This window comes from Gordonia alkaliphila, assembly GCF_023017165.1.
In the GTDB taxonomy this organism is placed as follows: domain Bacteria; phylum Actinomycetota; class Actinomycetes; order Mycobacteriales; family Mycobacteriaceae; genus Gordonia; species Gordonia alkaliphila.
Genome location: NZ_JALKBW010000001.1, coordinates 3581623 through 3600229, shown reverse-complemented (window position 1 = coordinate 3600229; position 18607 = coordinate 3581623). Strand labels below are relative to the sequence as shown.

The window sequence follows — 18607 nt, the reverse complement described above, 5'->3', positions numbered from 1 at the left end:
CAATCCACTCTACGGTGGTCCGCATGACTGCACTGCTCGCCGGCCCGATTGCCGACCGCCACGCCGCTCTCGGCGCCACCTTCGCCGAGTTCGGCGGCTGGGACATGCCCGTCTCCTATTCCGGTACCGGGGCCGAGCACGCCGCAGTCCGCACGTCGGTGGGTCTGTTCGACGTCAGTCATCTCGGCAAGGCGCTGGTCGCCGGACCGGGCGCCGCCGCACTGATCAACCGGACCCTCACCAACGACCTCACCAAGATCACCCCGGGCAAGGCGCAGTACACGCTGTGCTGCAACGCGGCCGGTGGCGTGATCGACGACCTGATCGCCTACCTGGTCGGCGACGACGAAGTGTTCCTGGTGCCCAACGCGGCCAACACGCCCGCGGTGGTGGCGGCGCTCTCGGCGGCCGCACCGGCCGAGGTGACGGTGACCGATCAGCATCGCGACTACGCGGTCTTCGCCGTGCAGGGCCCGCAGGCGCCGGCCGTGCTCGACGCGCTCGGCCTGCCGTCGGACATGGAGTACATGGCGTTCGCCGACGGCGACCTGGTGCTCGGCGACCAGCGGTACCCGGTGCGCATCTGCCGCAGCGGCTACACCGGTGAACGCGGCTACGAGGTGCTGCCCCGCTGGGACGACGCCGGACCGGTGTGGGATGCGCTGCTGGCCGAGGTGACCGTGCGCGACGGCCTGCCCGCCGGTCTCGGCGCCCGCGACACGCTGCGCACCGAGATGGGGTACGCGCTGCACGGGCACGAGCTGAGCGAGGACATCACGCCCATCCAGGCACGCAGTTCGTGGGCGGTCGGCTGGAACAAACCCGAGTTCTTCGGGCGCGACGCACTGCTCGCCGAGCGCGAAGCCGGTCCCGCCCGCCGCCTGGTGGCGTTGAAGGCCAACGGGCGCGGCGTGCTCCGCGCCGGCTGCACCCTGCACGTGGCGCCGGGCAGCCCGCAGATCGGGGAGTGCACCTCGGGCACGTTCTCGCCGACGCTCAAGGCCGGGATCGGGCTGGCGCTGGTGGACACGTCGGCCGGGCTGTCGGTGGGCGACGAAGTGACCGTGGACGTGCGCGGCCGCGGCGTCGCCGCCACCGTCGTGAACCCGCCGTTCGTGGAGAGCCACGTCTGAGTCACGGCTGAGTCGGCGGGACGAAAACCGCTTGGGGGCCACCGGTATTGTTGACCGCATGACCCTGGAGTTCGTCCACATCGATCACCCCCATCCCGTCTCCGACGGCCGTCGTGCCGAGATCCTGCAGTCGCCGGGCTTCGGTCGGCACTTCACCGATCACATGGTGTCGATCGACTTCGACCGCGAGCGCGGTTGGCATCGGGCGCAGGTCACCCCGTACGGGCCGATCGCTCTGGATCCGGCGGCCATGGTGCTGCACTACGGCCAGGAGATCTTCGAGGGGCTCAAGGCGTACCGGCAGCCGGACGGCACCATCGCCGCGTTCCGGCCGGAAGCCAACGCCGAGCGATTCATCGCCTCCGCGCAGCGGCTGGCGATGCCGCCGCTGCCGGTCGACGACTTCGTCGGCGCACTGCGCGAACTCCTCGCGGTGGATCACCACTGGGTTCCCGCCGCCGGCGGCGAGGAGGCGCTCTATCTGCGTCCGTACATGTTCGCGACCGAAGCCAGCCTCGGGGTGCGTCCGGCGGACGAGTACCGCTTCGTCCTCATCGCCTCGCCGGCCGGCGCCTACTTCTCCGGCGGCGTGAAGCCGGTCAGCGTGTACCTCAGCACCGAGTACGTGCGCGCCTCGCCGGGCGGCACCGGTGCCGCCAAGTTCGGCGGCAACTACGCCGCGTCGCTGCTGGCTCAGGCGCAGGCCGCCGAGCAGGGCTGCGACCAGGTGGTCTGGCTCGACGCCGTGGAGCGCCGCTACATCGAGGAGATGGGCGGCATGAACCTGTTCTTCGTCTTCGGCAGCGGCTCCGATGCCGAGATCGTCACGCCGGAGCTGTCCGGTTCGCTGCTGCCCGGCATCACCCGCGCTTCGCTGCTCACCCTGGCCTCCGACGCCGGCTACCGCGTGAGCGAGCGCAAGATCACCACCGACGAACTGCGCGCGGGCGCGGCCGACGGCAGCATCAGCGAGGTCTTCGCGTGCGGTACCGCCGCCGTCATCACCCCGGTCGGGCGCGTCAAGGGCGTCGCCGACGACTACCAGATCGGCGACGGCACCACCGGCGAGGTGACGCAGGCGCTGCGGGACACCCTGACCGGGCTGCAGCGCGGTACCTTCGCCGACACGCACGGCTGGATGACCACCCTGCACGGATAGTTCTTCGCCGAAGGCCGCGCCCCGAGGCGAACCCGGTGCGCGGCCTTCAGACGAGGACCACGATCAGCGCGAGCGTCGTCGACAGTTCGAGGGTCGCGCCGAGGACGTCCCCGGACACGCCGCCCATGCGACGGGCGCAGTGTCGGGTGAAGACCGCGGCGAACACGGCGGCGACGACCAGCGCGATCACCGGCAGCAGCCATCCGTCGGGCCGGCCGATTCCCACGGCGGCGGCCGCGGCGGCGGCCAGCCACAGCGGAATCGACAGGCGCTGGCTGCCGGCCACCAGCGCACCGAAACCGTCCGCGTTCGCGGCGGGCAGCGCGCGGCGGCATGCGATCGGCACGGTGACGCGGCCGACGAAGATCACGAAGGCGATGGTCCACCACCGCCCGTCGTCGGTGAGGGCGCCGAACGCCAGGGCCTGAATGAGCAGCACGAGGACCAGCGCGGCCGCGCCGAACGGGCCGACGTCGCCGCTGCGCATCACGGCGCGCACCCGGTCGGCGTCGCCGTAGCAGCCCAGGCCGTCGACGGTGTCGGCCAGACCGTCCAGGTGCATGCCGCGGGTGGCGAGCGCACCGAAGGCCACGCACAGCGCGCCGATCAGCGGACTCGGCAGCGACGTGGCGTCGAGGCCGAGGGCGATACCGGCGGTGGCCGCGCCGAGCAGCAGGCCGATCACCGGGAGCGCGGCGATCACCGCGGCCCCCACGCGGGCGTCGGGGGCCGACCGCGGCTGCGGTACCGGCAGCACCGTCATCCAGCTGAGCGCCACGTGCAGTGTGCGCACGGGCGACTCAGGCCTGGTCGGCGACACCGGCTTCGCCGAAGGTGGCCATGTCGATCATGATGTCGACGGCGTCGGCGACCACCGGGAGCGCGGTGACCGCGCCGGAGCCCTCGCCGAGACGCATCGACAGATCCAGGATCGGTTCCAGGCCCAGTTCGGACAAGGCGAAACCGTGGGCCGGCTCGGTGGACCGATGGCCGGCGCACCACCAGGCCACCGCGCCGGGGGCTAGGGCGTTCGCGATCAGCGCCGCCGAGGTCACCACCATCCCGTCGAGGATCACCGGGGTCTTGCGGAGCGCGCTCTGCGCCAGGAAACCGGCCATTGCGGCCAGATCCGGGCCGGCCACCGCGGCCAGCAACGACAGCGGGTCGTGCCGGTGGCGGCGCCCGTGGCGGAGGCCGTCGCGGATCGCCGCCGTCTTGCGGATCCAGCCCGCATCGTCGATCCCGGTGCCGCGCCCGACCACCACGACCGGTTCCTTGCCGGTGACGGTGCCGGTGAGGACGGCGGCCGGGGTGGTGTTGCCGATGCCCATGTCGCCGGCGATCAGCAGGTCGGCACCGGCGTCGACCAACTGGTCGGCCACCGCGCGCCCGGCGGCCACGGCCCTGCGTGCCTCGGCGAGCGTCATGGCCTCGCCGCGGCGCAGGTCGCCGGTGCTGCGACGCACCTTGTAGCGCGCCACGTGCGGATCGGGGTCGTCGGCGTCGACCGACATGTCCAGGACCTGCACCGAGGCGCCGGCCCGGCGGGCGAGCACGTTGATCGCGGCACCGCCTGCGGCGATGTTGGCGACCATCTGGCTGGTCACTTCGGCGGGGAAGGCGGAGACGCCGTCGCGGGCGACGCCGTGATCGCCCGCGAACACCACCACCGCCGGAGCGGTGATCCGACGCGGCGGGCACACCCCCTGGCAGGACGAGATCCAGACGCCGAGGTCTTCCAGTCGCCCCAGGGCGTTCGGCGGTTTGGTCAGGGTCAGCAGACGGGCGCGGGCCGCGTCGGCGACGTCGTCGTCGGGCAGATCGATGACGTCGAAGACCTCGGCGTCGGTCGGATCCAGGGGTGCCGTCGACGCAGGCACCCGGGGAGCAGGCGCCTCCGTCGGCGCGGGTTGCTCGGTCGGCTGGGCTGCCCGGTCGGGGAGGACCGGTGCCGGAACCGGCGCGGCGGGGGTCACCGCGGGGCGGTCGGTGCGACGACCGGTTCGGTCGGGACGAAGACGCGGCCGGCGACGATCAGCTCGACGCCGTCGCAGACGGCGCCGACCGCGAGATTGGCGGCCGCCAGCGACTCGGTGTCGGTGCTCACGATCACCAGGTCGCCGCGGAACCGCGCCACCGCGTCCGGCAGGTCGGCGGCGTCCGCGGACCAGTGGCCGAGGTGGTCGACGAGGGTCGCGGTGTCGGGATCCTCGCGCAGCGCCGTGACCAGGTTCGGTGTCGACTCCAGGACAGCCGACGCACCGTCGGACGTCCGGCGAGGAGTTGTTCGGCGCGCGCGGACGTGCCTGCCGGGCCCGCCCAGGACCAGCGTGCGCATGCGGCGCTAGACCTCGTCGCCGACGGAGACGCGCGGGCGCGGCGCCCGCATCATCCGCAGCTGCATGGCGCGCGTGAACGCGTAGAAGCCCAGGCGCAGGCCGCCGTCGGTGGTCTCCGGGTAGCGCTCGCGCACCCGCTTGTTCACCATGCGGCCCAGGATCACCGAGTCGATGAGCATGAAGACCACGAAGGCCAGCATCAGGAAGTTGATGTAGAAGGCGAAGTCCGGAAGCATCATCGCGACGATCAGCACGATCGCGAACGGCATGAACAGTCCGGCGAAGTTGCGACGCGAGTCGACCAGGTCGCGGGTGTAGGCGCGCACGGGACCGCGGTCGCGGGCGATCATGTACTTCTCGTCGCCGGACATCATCTTCTCGCGCTGCTCGGAACGCGCCTTGTTCCGCTCGGCGCGCAGCTCCTTGCGCTCTTCCTTGCTGAGCGTGGACTTCTCCGCCTTGCGGCGGGCGCGCGCCTCGGCGCGGTTGGTCGGCGGCGGTGCCACCGGACCGGACCGGCGGCCCTGCGCATCGCGGCGCTTCGGGGTGGGCCGACCCTTGCCCGGGGTCGTCGCTCCGGAACGGGCCGGGGTCTCCGGCTCGGCGGTCGCGGCGTCGGCAACGCTCTGCGCGGGGGCTTCGTCGGCGGCATCGGCGCCGGATTTCCAGGGCAACTTCACGCCCACGAGCTTAGGCCATACGCAAACCCGGTCTCGATCGCGATCGCGCCACCAGTGCCCTTCATCGCGACTAGGGTCTGCAGTCATGACTGGCGGGGTGCGGGTGGCGGTGATGCCGGATTCGTTCGGGGGGACCCTCGACGCGGTCCAGGCGGCCGCGGCGATCGGGGCGGGGTGGCATGCCGGCCGACCGGACGACGTGGTGGTCCTGGCCCCGCAGTCCGACGGCGGTCCGGGCTTCATCGACGTGCTGGCCACCGCCTTCGGCGGCGAGGTGCGCACTCAGACGGTCACCGGCCCGCTCGGCGAACCGGTACGTGCCTCGTGGCTGCTGCACGACGGGGTGGCCTACCTCGAGGCGGCGCAGGCTTGCGGACTGCACCTGCTGGAGCAGCCGCCGACCCCGTCCACGGCGGTCGCCGCCACCAGCGCCGGTGTGGGCGATCTCCTCTCGGCAGCCCTGCTGGCCGGCTGTCGCACCATCGTCGTCGGGCTCGGCGGCTCAGCCGTGTCCGATGGCGGTCGCGGTGCGTCCGACCGTCTCGGCGGATGCGCGGCCGCGCGGCGCCTGCTCAGCGACGTCGAGCTGATCGTGGCGACCGACGTGGACAACCCGCTGCTCGGTCCGGCGGGTGCGGTGCCCGTCTTCGGCCCGCAGAAGGGCGCAGACGAGTCGACCGTCGCGCTGCTGGAGAAGCGGATGATCGGGTGGGCGGCGCAACTCGAAGCCGACTGCGGGGTGGCGGTGGCCGACACCCCCGGTGCCGGTGCGGCGGGTGGACTGGGCGCGGTGCTGCTTGCGTGGGGCGGCCGTCGGGTCTCCGGCTCTGAGTTCGTCGCCGAACAGACCGGCCGTCGTGCCAAGATCGCCGCCGCCGACGTGGTCATCACCGGTGAGGGCCGACTGGATTCGCAGACCCTGCGCGGCAAGGTGGTCGCCGTCGTCGCCGCCGAAGCCTATCGTGCGGGGGTGCCGGTGATCGTCCTGGCCGGCCAGTCCACCCTGCCGGTCCAGGTGGTGCCGAACGTGGGCGAGGTGCATTCGCTGGCGCACCACACGGGGTCGATCGAGGAGGCGGTCGCGAACGCCGGACCACGACTGACCGATCTCGCGGCCGAGGTGGCCGCGCGGTGGGATCCGGCGACGGTGGCGACCGTCGAACTCGCCGCCGATCCGGTCGAGGAGAACGCCGAGGAGTCCTCGGCGGTGGGGGAATAGACGCGTACGGAGTACCGTTGTAGCGGAAGGTTCGTCAAAAGTATCGTCGTTCGCGCCATCACTTCGCGCCGTGACAGAGGGAGCACCCATGACCGTCCAGAATGAGACCGCCCAGACGGGCGTGGTCCTGACCGATTCCGCCGCAGCCAAGGCCAAGGCGCTTCTCGACCAGGAGGGCCGCAACGACATGGCTCTGCGCATCGAGGTGCAGCCGGGTGGTTGCGCGGGCCTGCGCTACCAGCTGTTCTTCGACGACCGCACCCTCGACGGCGACGTGGTGACCGACTTCGGCGGCGTGAAGCTGGCCGTGGACCGCATGAGCGTGCCGTACATGCAGGGCGCCACCATCGACTTCGTCGACTCCATCGAGAAGCAGGGCTTCACGATCGACAACCCGAACGCGACCGGCAGCTGCGCCTGCGGCGACTCGTTCAACTGATCTGACCCGCACACCGGCCGCCTCCCCCAACCAGGGGGAGGCGGCCGGTGGCGTCTGCGCGCCGATTATCGTGGACGAATGTTCATTGCTGTCTGCGGGTCGCTGGCGACCGACCATCTGATGAAGTTCCCCGGAAAGTTCTCCGAACAGTTGCTGAGCGACCAGTTGGAGCACATCTCGCTGAGCTTCCTCACCGAGGACCTGCTGGTGCGGCGCGGCGGCGTCGGCGGCAACATCGCTTTCGCCATCGGCGCGCTCGGCGGCACGCCGCTGCTCATCGGAGCGGCCGGCGAAGACTTCGGCGACTACCGCGAATGGCTCACCGACCACGGCGTCGACTGCCGCGGCGTGCGGATCTCGCGCACCCAGCACACCGCCCGGTTCACCTGCACCACCGACGAGACCATGGCGCAGCTGGCCTTCTTCTACCCGGGCGCCATGTCCGAGTCCCGGCACATCGACGTCACCGAGGTCTTCGACGAGACCGGTCGGCCCGACCTGGTCCTGATCGCGCCCGACGACCCCGAAGCGATGGTCCGCCACACCGAGCTGTGCCGCGATCACCGCATCCCGTTCGCCGCCGATCCCTCCCAGCAGTTGGCCCGTCTCGACGGCGACACCATCCGCGGCCTCATCGAGGGCGCCGAGTTCCTGTTCACCAACGAATACGAGTGGGGCCTGCTGCTGCAGAAGACCGGCCTCACCGAAGCGGAAGTGGCCGAGCTGGTCGAGGTCCGCGTCACCACCAAGGGCGGCGCCGGCATCGAGATCGCAGCGACGGGTCAGCCGCCCCTGCAGGTGCCGGTGGTTCCGGTGAACGACCAGAGCGACCCGACGGGTGTGGGCGACGGTTTCCGCGCCGGCTTCCTGACCGGCCTGTCCCGCGGCCTGCGGCACGAGCGTGCCGCGCAGTTGGGCGCGATGGTGGCCACCCTGGTCCTCGAATGCGAGTCCACGCAGGGCTGGCTGTGGAACCGCGAGTCCGCGCTGGAGCGCATCGGCGCCGCCTACGGCGAGGCCGCCGCGGCGGACATCCGCGCGGTGCTGTAACTCGGTTCCGGTGCTCCTCTCCGGGGGAGGGGAGCACCGGGTCGACCGACGGTCAGAGGAGTACCGGGTAGTCCGGCTCGTCGATCTGCGGGTCGACGGAACCGTCGACGAAGATCCCGTACCAGATCATGAAGCACAGCACGGTCCAGATCCGACGGCTGTTGTCGACGGTGCCGGCGCGATGCTCGTCGAGCATCTGCAGCACGAACTGCTTGTCGAAGAGGTGATCGGTGTCCGAGTCGACGATCACCTGTCGAGCCCAGTCGAACATCTCCGGGCCGGCCAGCCAGTGGCGCAGCGGCACCGGGAAGCCCAGCTTGCGGCGATGCAGCACGTGCGGGGGCACGATCTGCTCCAGCGCCTTGCGCAGCGCGTACTTGGTGGTGCCGTTGGCGATCTTCTGGTCGAACGGCAGCCCCTGGGCGACGTCGAACACCTCCTTGTCCAGGAACGGGACGCGGAGTTCGAGCGAGTTGGCCATGGTGATCTTGTCGGCCTTGACCAGGATGTCGCCGCGCAGCCAGGTGAACAGGTCCAGGTGCTGCATGCGGGCCACCGGGTCCATGCCGACGCTCTCGGCGTAGATCGGCGCGGTCACGTCGGTGTGGGTCCACTCCGGGCGGTAGTTGCGCAGGACGCGACGCAGGCGCTCGTCGTCGAAGCTGCGGGCGTTGCCGTAGTAGCGCTCCTCCAAGGTCAGTGATCCGCGGTGCAGCAGGCTCTTGCCGCGGGTGCCCTCCGGGATGCGCTCGGAGAGCCGTCCGGCGGCGCGACGCAGGCGCGGGCCCATCCGGTCGAAGGCCTTCAGCGATAGCGGCTCCTTGTAGATGGTGTAGCCGCCGAACAACTCGTCGGCGCCCTCGCCGGACAGCACCACCTTCACGTGCTTGCGCGCCTCGGCGGCCACGAAGTACAGCGGCACCAGGGCGGGGTCGGCGACCGGATCGTCGAGATACCAGATGATCTTCGGGATCGCCGCGATGTACTCCTCGGGGCTGACCACCTTGATCACGTGGCGCGCGCCGATCGCCTCCGCGGATTCGGCGGCGACGTCGATCTCCGAGTAGCCGGTGCGCTCGAAGCCGGTGGTGAAGGTGATCAGGTCCGGATTGTGGGTGATCGCCAGCGCCGCGATGGCGGTGGAGTCGATGCCGCCGGACAGGAAGGAGCCGACCGTCACATCGGCGCGCATGTGCTTGGCCACCGAGTCGCGCAGCACTTCGGCGATCTCGTCGTAGCGGGCCTGCTCGGCGTCGTGCGCGAAGGGACGGATGGTGAACTTGGGGGTGAAGTAGCGGGAGACCGTCGGCGTGGCGCCCGGCGTCAGGGTCGCGTAGGTGCCCGATTCGAGGCGGCGGATGTCGGCGTGCAGCGATTCGGGTTCGGGCACGTACTGCAGGGCGGTGTAATGCTCGATGGCTCGCGGGTCGAGGGCGTCGGACAGGCCCAGGTTGTCGAGCAGCTCCAGCAGACTCTTCTTCTCGCTGCCGAAGGCGGTGCCGCCGGGCCCGGTGGCCCAGTACAGCGGCTTGATGCCGAACGGATCGCGGGCGAGGAACAGTTTCTTGGTGACGGTGTCCCACACCGCGAAGGCGAACATGCCGCGCAGCTTGCGGACCACGTCGGGACCCCAGTGGTGGAAGCCGACGACGATGGGCTCGCCGTCGCCCTCGGTGCCGAACTCGGCGCCGAACTCCTCCTGCAGCTCCTTGCGGAGCTCCAGGTAGTTGTAGATCTCGCCGTTGAACGCCAGCGCGTACCGCTCCGGCTGCTCGGGCGGACCCCACAGCAGCGGCTGGGGGGAGTGCTCGATGTCGATGATGGAGAGTCGGTTGAAGCCCAGCACCAGGTCGTCGTCGTGCCAGGTGAGCGCATCATCGGGACCGCGGTGCCGCATGCAGCGCGAAGCGCCGGCGATCTGGTCGACGAGCGACGACGCGGAGCCGTCACCGGTGAGCATTCCGAGTAGACCGCACACTGCAGGAGCGTCCCTTCGATCAAAGACGGGTGAATGTCGAGGCCATCGGTACCGCCTGACGACCACCCGACCACTATGCCGCAGACACCTCCGACCGGGCCAACTCTCCGGGGTGCGTCCGGTGTGGTCGACACGACGGGAGACCCAATCGCGAGGGAATCACCGGGTTGGTCTACGCTGCGTAGTACTAGGTGCGAGAATGTCCTCAGCGAGTGCTGCTCGTTGCGGAAGCAACGTACGAAATAGCTCCCTGTCAGCAGGAAGGCGTGAAATTGACTCACGGTGGACGATCGTCGGCCCGGCGCAGCCCAAGTGCGTCGCGCACGGCGAAACGAGTTGCGGCGCTCGGTGCGCTCGCACTCACTGCGCTGTTCGTTACCGGGTGTAGCCCGGAGGAGGCTGTCCGCTTCGGCTGGCCAGCTGGTGTCACCACGGAGAGCAAGAGCCTGCTCACGCTCTGGCAGTGGGCTGTCATCGCAGCTCTCGCCATGGGCGTGCTGGTGTGGGGCCTGATCTTCTGGACCATTACTTTCCATCGTCGTAAGGGCAACAACGACACGGCGCCGCGTCCGGCCGACGAGGAATTCCCTCGTCAGACCGGCTACAACGTGCCGTTGGAACTGGCCTACACGGCCATTCCGTTCGTCCTGATCGCCGTGCTCTTCTACTTCACCGTCGTCACGCAGACGAAGGTGGAGAAGATGGAAGACAACCCGGCCGTCGTCGTCGACGTGACCGCATTCCAGTGGAACTGGCAGTTCGGCTACAACTCGGTCCGCGCGGCCGATGGCCAGCAGCTGATCGACTCGGCGCAGGCCAGGAAGGGCGAGCCGTTCGAGCTGAACGTGCCCGACTACTACGAGCACGAAGGTGAGCGCAAGGCTCTCGGTGGTCCGGCCGGCGGTCGCGACCAGAAGATCCGCGACTACCTCACGTTCAACGACATGGAGGTGCTCGGCACCACGTCGGAGATCCCCATCCTCCTGCTGCCGACCGGCACCCGCGTCGAGTTCAATCTCGCCTCAGCCGACGTCGTGCACTCGTTCTGGGTTCCCGAGTTCCTGTTCAAGCGCGATACGTTCCCGTTCCCGGAGCAGAACCACCAGAACCCGAGGTTCCAGATCAGTGAGATCGAGCGCGAAGGCGCCTTCGTGGGTCGTTGCGCAGAGATGTGCGGTACCTACCACTCGATGATGAACTTCGAAGTTCGTGCCGTCAGCCCCGCTGTGTTCGACGCCTACATCCAGTGGCGCAAGGACAACCCGGCGGCCGGCAACGCCGAAGCACTGACGGCCGTGTGCCAGGAACCGCAGTCCGTGGTCACCGCACCGTTCAACAGCCGTCGCGTGTCGACCACTGACCTGCCCGACAACCTGGGCGACGCCAACAACACGTCGACCATCGGCAAGGGCTGCAAGCCTGCAGAGGGTGTGAATCTTTCATGAAGATCGAAGCACGGATTTTTGAAGCCATTGCGGTCTTCTTCATCGTCGTAGGCATCATCTACACGGTGGCGACGCACTTCTACTACACCGGTGTGGAGTGGGCAGGTGCCTCGTGCCTGTTCTTCTCGGCCGCACTGTCGATCCTGGCCGGCACGTACTTCCGGTTCGTGGCTCGACGGGTCGAGATCCGCCCGGAGGACTACGACGACGCCGAGATCGAAGACGGCGCAGGCGAGCTGGGCTTCTTCAGCCCGCACAGCTTCTGGCCGATCGCGATCGCCGCGGGTGCCGCACTGTTCGCGCTGGGTTTCGCGACCTCGAACTTCTACTTCGCGGTCGGTGCTGCCGTCGTGATCGTCGCGACGGTCGTCGGCCTGGTCCTCGAGTACCACGTGGGCCCGGAGAAGCACTGACTCTCTGAGCCTCGCAATACTGACACCGGCCGCACCTGGACTCCCAGGTGCGGCCGGTTTCTTGCCGCCTCCTCCGTACGGGCCGTAGGGATACGGTGCCAGGGATTCGGTAAAACAACGCTCTCGGTCGGGCAACGGAAGGTGAGAAAAGTGTCAGCGACGCGTGAATCCTGACCCCAGGCGACGGGTGAATGCTGACCCCCCCTCGACACTCGGGAGGGTGATTTCAGTGGAGGATTGGGCCGAGGTTCGGCGGCTTCATAAGGCTGAGGGTGTGTCGATCAAGGCGATCGTGCGTCGGACGGGTCTGGCGCGGAACACGGTGCGGTCGGCGTTGGCCTCGGACGGTCCGCCGAAGTATGCGCGGCCGGCGAAGGGGTCGATCGTGGATGCGGTCGAGCCGCAGATCCGGGAGCAGTTGCGTCTGGATGCGCGAATGCCGGCGACGGTGATCGCTGAACGGATCGGGTGGACGCGGTCGTTGACTGTCCTCAAGGACCGGGTCCGGCAGATCCGTCCGGAGTTCAAGGGTATGACCGAAATCAATAGCGGCTATCTGGAACCGTCGTTCCTGCCGGGCCGGGAGTTCGCCTCACCGGCGGATTTCCATGATCAGCTCCAGTCGTGGCTGCCGAAAGCCAATGCCCGCACGGTGCGATCACTACGCGGTCGGCCGGTCGATGTCCTCGCCGAGGACCGGGCGGCGGTCTTCCATTCGACGCCGATCAGGCGAACCTGGTCAAGTCCCGGGTAGTGGTGTAACCGATTGTGGTCCTTCGTTGGTGGTCAGGCGGGTAGTTGGATCAGTGGGTCGGTGTTCACCTCCGGCGTGTGGTCGGTGTCGGTGACGTTCAGTCGGCAACGGCTGAGCACCTCGAGGCCGAGGTAGCGGCGGCCTTCGGCCCATTCATCTGTCTGCTCGGCGAGCACTGCTCCGATGAGTCGGACGATGGCGTCGCGGTTGGGGAAGATGCCGACGACGTCGGTGCGGCGCCGGATCTCGCGGTTGAGCCGCTCGGTGGGGTTGTTGGACCAGATCTGGCGCCACACATCGTCCGGAAACGCGGTGAACGCCAGCAGGTCTTCACGGGCGTCGCCGAGGTGTTCGGCGACGTCGGGTAGCCGGTCGTCGGTGTATTCGATGAGCCGGTCGAACTGGGCATTGACCGCACTTGCGGTGGGTTGGTCGTAGACGCTGTGCAGCATCGCTTTCACGGCCGGCCACATCGATTTCGGGCACACCGCCATCAGATTCGCGGCGTAGTGGGTGCGGCAGCGCTGCCAGGCGGCGCCGGGCAGCTTCGCGGCGATCGCCTCGACCAATCCGGCATGGGCGTCAGAGGTCACCAGGCGGACTCCGCCGAGGCCGCGGGCGAGCAGGTCGGCGAAGAAGGTGTTCCACGAGGCCTTGGTTTCGCTGGTGGCGACCTGCATGCCGAGCACTTCGCGGTGCCCGTCACCGTTGACGCCGGTGGCCAGCAGCACGACGGCTTTGACGACCTGCTTGTTCTCGCGGACCTTGATCGTGAGCGCATCGGCGGTGACGAACGTGAACGGGCCAGCCTCATCCAAGCGGCGATGCCGGAACGCCGCGACCTGCTCGTCGAGGTCTTCGGCCATGCGTGAGACCTGCGACTTCGACAACGAATCGATGCCAAGAGTTTTCACTAGCTTGTCCATCCGCCGGGTCGAAACCCCGGCCAGGTAGCAGTCCGCCACCACCGTGATCAGTGCGGATTCGGCGCGTTTGCGCCGCTCGAGCAGCCACTCCGGAAAATAGGTGCTCGAGCGCAGCTTGGGCACGGCGACGTCGATCGTGCCCACCCGGGTGTCGAGGGGCCGATGCCGGTAGCCGTTGCGGTGATTGGTGCGCTGGTCTGAGCGCTGACCCCATTCGGCGCCGCACACGGCGTCGGCATCGGCGGACAGCAGGGCGTTGATCATGGTCTGCAGCAGCTCGCGCATCAGATCCGGTGACGCGTCGGCGAGGGCTTGGCTCAGCAGGCCAGCAGGGTCGACAATATGGGGTGCGGTCATCGTGATGACTCCGTTCGAGGATTCTGTGGAAGGTTGACTCGAAGGATCACACGGTGACCGCTTCCGTGCCGACAGCTACACGTTGTCGCTCACGGTCCTGGTCACCGAGTTACACCACTCTATGGGGCACTACTGCGAACACCTGTTCTTCCAACTCGTGGCGCACCGCTATGAGCAGGGCTCGATCCTGATCACGTCGAACATGCCGTTCGGGCGGTGGGGAGAGATCTTCCACGACGACATCGTCGCCGCCGCGATGATCGACCGCCTCGTCCACCACGCCGAGGTACTCGCCCTCAGCGGCGATTCTTACCGCACACGCTCGCGCCGCGAGCGGGAACCGAGCGGCTGCGACGCTTCGAACCGATCCGACGGGCCCGCGGCGCGGACGGGACCTAGGCGGGTGGGGTAGGGGAGTTGACGAACCAGAGGTTCTCTTCGCGGAGACCGCGGCTGCGCCAGCCGTCGGGGGTGCGGACCATCTGATGGTGGTAGTAGCCGCCGCAGAAGCTCAGCTCGGCGAAGCCGGGGAACTGCATGGGGTTGTAGAACTGGGCGTGCACGGTCGCGGTGTCGCCGTCGAGGTCCACCTCGATGTTGGAGACGTAATGCATGGACATCGGCACCACGGACAGGGATTGCTCGAGCCACGCGGCCACCTCGTCCCGAGGGCCGGCGATGCCGAAGGGCGCCGAGGTGTAGTCGATCTGAGCGTCCGGGGTGAAGACCGTGCGGTACAGGTCCCAGTCCCGTGTGTCGACGGCCCGGGCGTAGGTCGCGAGCAGCTGCTGTAGTGCGAGGGTGTCGGCGGTCCGGGCGGGCAGATCGGTGGAATCGGAGGAGTCGATCATGGACTTCATTCTCACCGGTAGGCCGCCAGGACGTGGTCCACTCACCGAAACCAGGGGACCCGACGACGAAGGCCGCCTCGCCAATGGCGAGACGGCCTTCGTGTGGTGCGGTGCGAACTACTCGCTGTCGAGCGGGTTGCCACCCTTGGCCTGCAGATCCTGCAGAGCCTTCTTCTCGGCGGCGTGGCCGGCGTGCTCGGTGGCCACATTGGTCGCCTGCTCGTCGGCGGGGTCGGCCACCAGCAGCGAACCGGTGCCCGGGGCGCCGGCCGAACCCAGCTTGTTCATCCGCTTCGGCAGAGCCGCTCCCTGGTAGGGGAGGGGGATCGGATGACCATGGCTGTCCACCGGGCCGAGCGGCTGGTGGATCTCGATGTACTCGCCGACGGCCTCGCGACGGATGATGCCCGTCTCGATACCGTGTGCCAGCACCTCGCGGTCGCTGCGCTGCAGGGACAGAGCCCAGCGGTAGGTGATGAAGTACACCAGCGGCGGCAGCAGGATCAGACCGATACGACCGATCCAGGTGGTGGCGTTCAGCGAGATGTCGAACTTGAAGGCGATGATGTCGTTGAAGCAGGCCACGGTCAGGATGATGTAGAAGGTCAGAGCCATCGCGCCGACCGCCGTGCGGACCGGGACGTCACGCGGACGCTGCAGCAGGTTGTGCGGCGCCTTGTCCTTGGTCAGTGCCGACTCGATCCACGGGTAAGTGAACAGCAGACCGAAGATCACGCCGATCACCAGGACCACCCAGAAGACGGCGGGGATCGTGTAGTTGCCCAGGTAGAGCTCCCACGCCGGCATGAGTCGAGCGAAGCCGTCCGTCCACATCATGTACATGTCCGGCTGCGAGCCGGCCGATACCTGCGCCGGGTTGTACGGGCCGATGTTCCAGACCGCGTTGATCTGGAAGATACCGGCCATCAGCGCCAGGAAACCGAAGGTGATGGCGAAGAAGGCGCCGCCCTTGGCCGCGAAGACCGGGAGGATTCGGACACCGACGACGTTGTTCTCGGTTCGACCGGGGCCGGGGAACTGCGTGTGCTTCTGGTACCAGACGAGAGCCAGGTGAGCGCCGATCAGGGCCAGGATGATGGCCGGGAAGATCAGCACGTGCAGCACGTACAGGCGGCTGATGATGATGTCGCCCGGGAAGTCGCCGTTGAAGAGGGCGAACTGCAGCCAGGTGCCGATCAGCGGGAGGCTCAGGACGATACCGCTCATGGCGGCGCGGACGCCGGTGCCCGAGAGCAGGTCGTCGGGGAGCGAGTAGCCGAAGAAGCCTTCGAACATCGCCAGCAGCAGCAGGAAGCAACCGATCACCCAGTTGGCTTCACGCGGCTTGCGGAACGCACCGGTGAAGAAGATGCGCATCATGTGGATGATGATCGACGCCGCGAACATCAGGGCTGCCCAGTGGTGGATCTGTCGGACGAATAGACCGCCGCGGACCTCGAAGGAGAGGTCGAGGGTGGTCTCGTACGCGCGGCTCATGGTGACACCGTTGAGCGGCAGGTATGCGCCGTCGTAGGTCACGTGGGCCATCGACGGGTCGAAGAACATGGTGAGGTACACGCCCGAGATCAGCAGGATCACGAAGCTGTACAGCGCCAACTCGCCGAGCAGGAACGACCAGTGGGTCGGGAAGACCTTGTTCACCTGCCGACGGATACCGGCCGCAGCGCGGTATCGAACATCTACTTCACGCGCTTGCGCGCCGACGCGGTCGCCCACGGTGGTCATGACTTACGCTCCCAGAATGCCGGACCGACGGGTTCGATGAAGTCGCCGGCAGCGACCATGTACCCCTGATTGTTCACCGTGATCGGCAGCTGTGCGAGAGCGCGGGCAGCCGGTCCGAAGATGGGCTTGGCGAACTCGAGCGCGTCGAACTGCGACTGGTGGCACGGGCAGAGAATGCGGTTGGTCTGCTGCTCGTACAAGGAGGTCGGGCAACCGAGGTGGCTGCAGACCTTGGTGTAGGCGTAGTAGTCGCCGTAGTTGAAGCTCTCCTGGCGCTGGCGCTTGATCACCTTGGCGGAGTCGGCGGGACGCAGACGGATCAGCATGACCGGGTTACGCACGGCACGCAGGCCCTTGAGGAGCTTGTGGCGGGACTCTTCGCTGTCGCCGTAGCCGTCCGAGACGCGCCACGGGAACACGGTCTCCATGGCGCCCGCGTCGAGATCCTCCGGACGGACCAGGGCCACCTGGTACGGGTTGCCGGTGTCACGACGCAGGAAGACGGTCTCGTTGGGATCGGACGCCGGGTTGTGGATCGGCGACCATCCGGTCTGCCACAGGTCGTCCTTGGGATCGGCCCACGGGTTCTTGATGAAACCGCCGATGGCCGCGACGCCGCCGGCGAGGGCGAGCGAACCGAGACCGAATGCTGCCGAACCCAGGATCATCTTGCGACGGGGGAGGGTCGAGGTCTCCAGCGCGTCGGACATGCCCGCAGCGAAAGTCTTCTGATCGACGAGGTCCGAGGGGCCGTCGTGGCGCTGCTGCACCGAGATCTCGGCGGGGATGAAGCGCTTGGTCAGCTGGATCACGCCGAAGCCGAAGAACAGGATGGACAGACCGAAGGAGACACCGAGCGCGGGGGTGTAGAACGTGTACGCCCAGTACCCGTCCTGCTCCGGCATGGTGAATTCCCACTGGTTCCAGATGAACAGCGCGAAGCCGGCGAGCGCGAGGAGACCGGACAACACGAACCAGATCGCCACGATGCGCTCGGAGCGCTTCTCGGCTTTGGTTCCCGGTACCGGGTTACGCGCTTCGCGGTAGATGATCTCGACGTCGTCGAGATTGCTACCGAGCTTCACCAGTTCGTCGCGGGACATCGCGTTCAGCTGGTCGTCCGAGGGGACGTCTTTAGGAGAGGTACTCAATTTCGGGATCCAATCCACATCGCACCGGCGACGACCGCGCTGATACCGACGACCCACATGACCACGCCTTCCGAGGCGGGGCCGAAGCCGCCGAGGCCGAAGCCACCGATCGGGTTCGAGGTGTCTGCGTAGCGGATGAAGCCGATGATGTCCTTCTTCTCTTCGACCGACAGCTGACGGTTGGAGAACTTGGGCATGTTCTGCGGGCCGGTGAGCATGGCCGTGTAGAGCTGCTGCTCGTTGACGCCCGACAGAGAGGGAGCGAACTTACCGCTCGAGAGGGCGCCGCCACGACCGGTGAAGTTGTGGCAGGAGGCGCAGTTCAGGCGGAACAGCTCGGAGCCGCGACCGAGGTCGTTGCCGCGCAGTTCGCCCATGGCCAAGACCGGCATGCCGTTCTCGTCGCGCTTGACGTCACCGTTCTCGGTGGTCGCGTACATCGTCCGGGGACCGCCGCCCATCGCCTGGATGTAGGCGCCGAGCTGGTCGATCTGGGACTGGGTGAACTTGCTGGTCTTGCGCTTGACCTGTGCCTCGCCGCGGGCGGCGGGCATGCGGCCGGTGGAGACCTGGAAGTACACCGACGCGTCGCCGACACCCAGGAGGGTGGGGCCGCGATCCGGCACGCCCTCGAGGTTGACGCCGTGGCAGGTGACGCAGGAGTTGTCGTACAGCTGCTTGCCTGCGGCCACCAGTTCGGCGGACGTGGGCTCGGCCGTGGCGACCTGGGGCTCGGGGGTCAGCAGTCCGGCGAGCAGGCCGGAAGCGACGAGGCCGAACAACAGGAAGGCGGTCGCGCTCGCACGGCGGCGCAACTTACGACGCGAGCGGCTGGTGCGCGCGTCCTTCGTTGCGGTGCCGGCGGTAGTGACGCGCTCGTTGGAGGCATCGTCGCCGTCGAGCGGCTGCGACGAACTCGGTGGAGATGATCTCATCGGTGTCTCTCTACTAAGCGATTGGACTGTTT

At 68.1% G+C, this 18607-nt stretch carries 17 protein-coding genes and 2 pseudogenes; 9 read left to right on the top strand and 10 right to left on the bottom strand.

Annotation, left to right across the window (positions count from 1 at the left end):
• Nucleotides 1-23 precede the first annotated feature (23 nt).
• Nucleotides 24-1133: a glycine cleavage system aminomethyltransferase GcvT gene (gene gcvT / locus MUG78_RS16500; RefSeq protein WP_246996650.1), complete on the top strand. Its 1110-nt coding sequence runs from the start codon at nucleotides 24-26 to the stop codon at nucleotides 1131-1133.
• A gap of 58 nt (nucleotides 1134-1191) precedes the next feature.
• Entirely contained in the window at nucleotides 1192-2292 is a 1101-nt protein-coding gene (locus MUG78_RS16495; RefSeq protein ID WP_246996648.1) for a branched-chain amino acid aminotransferase, read from the top strand.
• A gap of 46 nt (nucleotides 2293-2338) precedes the next feature.
• Here the strand turns inward: MUG78_RS16495 and MUG78_RS16490 are convergent, their stop codons facing one another.
• Genes MUG78_RS16490 through MUG78_RS16480 form a run of 4 tightly spaced genes read right to left on the bottom strand, consistent with a single transcriptional unit; the run spans nucleotide 2339 to nucleotide 5311 of the window.
• A complete protein-coding gene (locus MUG78_RS16490) occupies nucleotides 2339-3085 on the bottom strand; it encodes an adenosylcobinamide-GDP ribazoletransferase (protein ID WP_308221385.1) in 747 nt (248 codons plus the stop codon).
• A 7-nt stretch (nucleotides 3086-3092) separates the two neighbouring features.
• Complete coding sequence (gene cobT / locus MUG78_RS16485; protein WP_308221384.1) at nucleotides 3093-4268, bottom strand: nicotinate-nucleotide--dimethylbenzimidazole phosphoribosyltransferase; 1176 nt, start codon at nucleotides 4266-4268, stop codon at nucleotides 3093-3095.
• On the bottom strand, nucleotides 4265-4630 hold the full coding sequence (locus MUG78_RS18370; protein ID WP_308221383.1) for a P-loop NTPase family protein: 366 nt from the start codon (nucleotides 4628-4630) through the stop codon (nucleotides 4265-4267). Before MUG78_RS18370 ends, cobT begins: the two co-directional genes overlap by 4 nt.
• Nucleotides 4631-4636: 6 nt before the next feature.
• Nucleotides 4637-5311 (bottom strand): DUF3043 domain-containing protein, encoded by a 675-nt coding sequence (locus MUG78_RS16480; protein WP_246996646.1) that lies wholly within the window; start codon nucleotides 5309-5311, stop codon nucleotides 4637-4639.
• A gap of 85 nt (nucleotides 5312-5396) precedes the next feature.
• On the opposite strand from MUG78_RS16480, the gene MUG78_RS16475 reads away from it, so the two are divergent.
• The 3 genes from MUG78_RS16475 (at nucleotide 5397) to MUG78_RS16465 (ending at nucleotide 8019) form a co-directional block, all read left to right on the top strand.
• Nucleotides 5397-6530 (top strand): glycerate kinase family protein, encoded by a 1134-nt coding sequence (locus MUG78_RS16475; protein ID WP_246996644.1) that lies wholly within the window; start codon nucleotides 5397-5399, stop codon nucleotides 6528-6530.
• Between the two features lie 88 nt (nucleotides 6531-6618).
• Complete coding sequence (locus tag MUG78_RS16470; protein WP_246996642.1) at nucleotides 6619-6969, top strand: HesB/IscA family protein; 351 nt, start codon at nucleotides 6619-6621, stop codon at nucleotides 6967-6969.
• 78 nt (nucleotides 6970-7047) lie between these two features.
• Nucleotides 7048-8019 (top strand): carbohydrate kinase family protein, encoded by a 972-nt coding sequence (locus MUG78_RS16465; protein WP_246996640.1) that lies wholly within the window; start codon nucleotides 7048-7050, stop codon nucleotides 8017-8019.
• A 52-nt stretch (nucleotides 8020-8071) separates the two neighbouring features.
• Here the strand turns inward: MUG78_RS16465 and asnB are convergent, their stop codons facing one another.
• Nucleotides 8072-9997: an asparagine synthase (glutamine-hydrolyzing) gene (gene asnB / locus MUG78_RS16460; RefSeq protein WP_246996638.1), complete on the bottom strand. Its 1926-nt coding sequence runs from the start codon at nucleotides 9995-9997 to the stop codon at nucleotides 8072-8074.
• A gap of 266 nt (nucleotides 9998-10263) precedes the next feature.
• Between asnB and ctaC the strand changes: the two genes are divergently transcribed.
• From ctaC to MUG78_RS16445, 3 genes and pseudogenes are all read left to right on the top strand, one after another.
• Entirely contained in the window at nucleotides 10264-11442 is a 1179-nt protein-coding gene (gene ctaC, locus MUG78_RS16455) for an aa3-type cytochrome oxidase subunit II (protein WP_246996636.1), read from the top strand.
• A complete protein-coding gene (ctaF, locus tag MUG78_RS16450; RefSeq protein WP_246996634.1) occupies nucleotides 11439-11855 on the top strand; it encodes an aa3-type cytochrome oxidase subunit IV in 417 nt (138 codons plus the stop codon). The genes ctaC and ctaF overlap by 4 nt, the downstream gene beginning before the upstream one ends.
• 220 nt (nucleotides 11856-12075) lie before the next feature.
• Nucleotides 12076-12564, top strand: a pseudogene (locus MUG78_RS16445) (helix-turn-helix domain-containing protein); the annotation flags it as partial.
• 77 nt (nucleotides 12565-12641) lie between these two features.
• Here the strand turns inward: MUG78_RS16445 and MUG78_RS16440 are convergent.
• The gene (locus MUG78_RS16440; RefSeq protein WP_246996632.1) at nucleotides 12642-13892 is read right to left on the bottom strand and encodes an IS256 family transposase; all 1251 of its coding nucleotides are present in this window, start codon (nucleotides 13890-13892) and stop codon (nucleotides 12642-12644) included.
• 139 nt (nucleotides 13893-14031) lie between these two features.
• Between MUG78_RS16440 and MUG78_RS16435 the strand changes: the two are divergent.
• Nucleotides 14032-14304 (top strand): annotated as a pseudogene (locus MUG78_RS16435) (ATP-binding protein); the annotation flags it as partial.
• Here the strand turns inward: MUG78_RS16435 and MUG78_RS16430 are convergent.
• The 4 genes from MUG78_RS16430 to qcrC all read right to left on the bottom strand — a co-directional run bounded on the left by MUG78_RS16430 (nucleotide 14288) and on the right by qcrC (nucleotide 18575).
• Nucleotides 14288-14743, bottom strand: a complete 456-nt coding sequence (locus MUG78_RS16430) for a nuclear transport factor 2 family protein (RefSeq protein ID WP_246996630.1) — start codon at nucleotides 14741-14743, stop codon at nucleotides 14288-14290. The pseudogene MUG78_RS16435 and the gene MUG78_RS16430 overlap by 17 nt on opposite strands.
• 117 nt (nucleotides 14744-14860) lie before the next feature.
• Nucleotides 14861-16489: a cytochrome bc1 complex cytochrome b subunit gene (gene qcrB, locus MUG78_RS16425; RefSeq protein ID WP_246996628.1), complete on the bottom strand. Its 1629-nt coding sequence runs from the start codon at nucleotides 16487-16489 to the stop codon at nucleotides 14861-14863.
• Nucleotides 16486-17640 carry a cytochrome bc1 complex Rieske iron-sulfur subunit gene (gene qcrA, locus MUG78_RS16420; RefSeq protein ID WP_246996626.1) on the bottom strand — a complete coding sequence of 385 codons (1155 nt, stop codon included), beginning with the start codon at nucleotides 17638-17640 and terminating at the stop codon, nucleotides 16486-16488. Before qcrA ends, qcrB begins: the two co-directional genes overlap by 4 nt.
• Complete coding sequence (qcrC, locus tag MUG78_RS16415) at nucleotides 17637-18575, bottom strand: cytochrome bc1 complex diheme cytochrome c subunit (protein ID WP_246996624.1); 939 nt, start codon at nucleotides 18573-18575, stop codon at nucleotides 17637-17639. Before qcrC ends, qcrA begins: the two co-directional genes overlap by 4 nt.
• Nucleotides 18576-18607 lie beyond the last annotated feature (32 nt).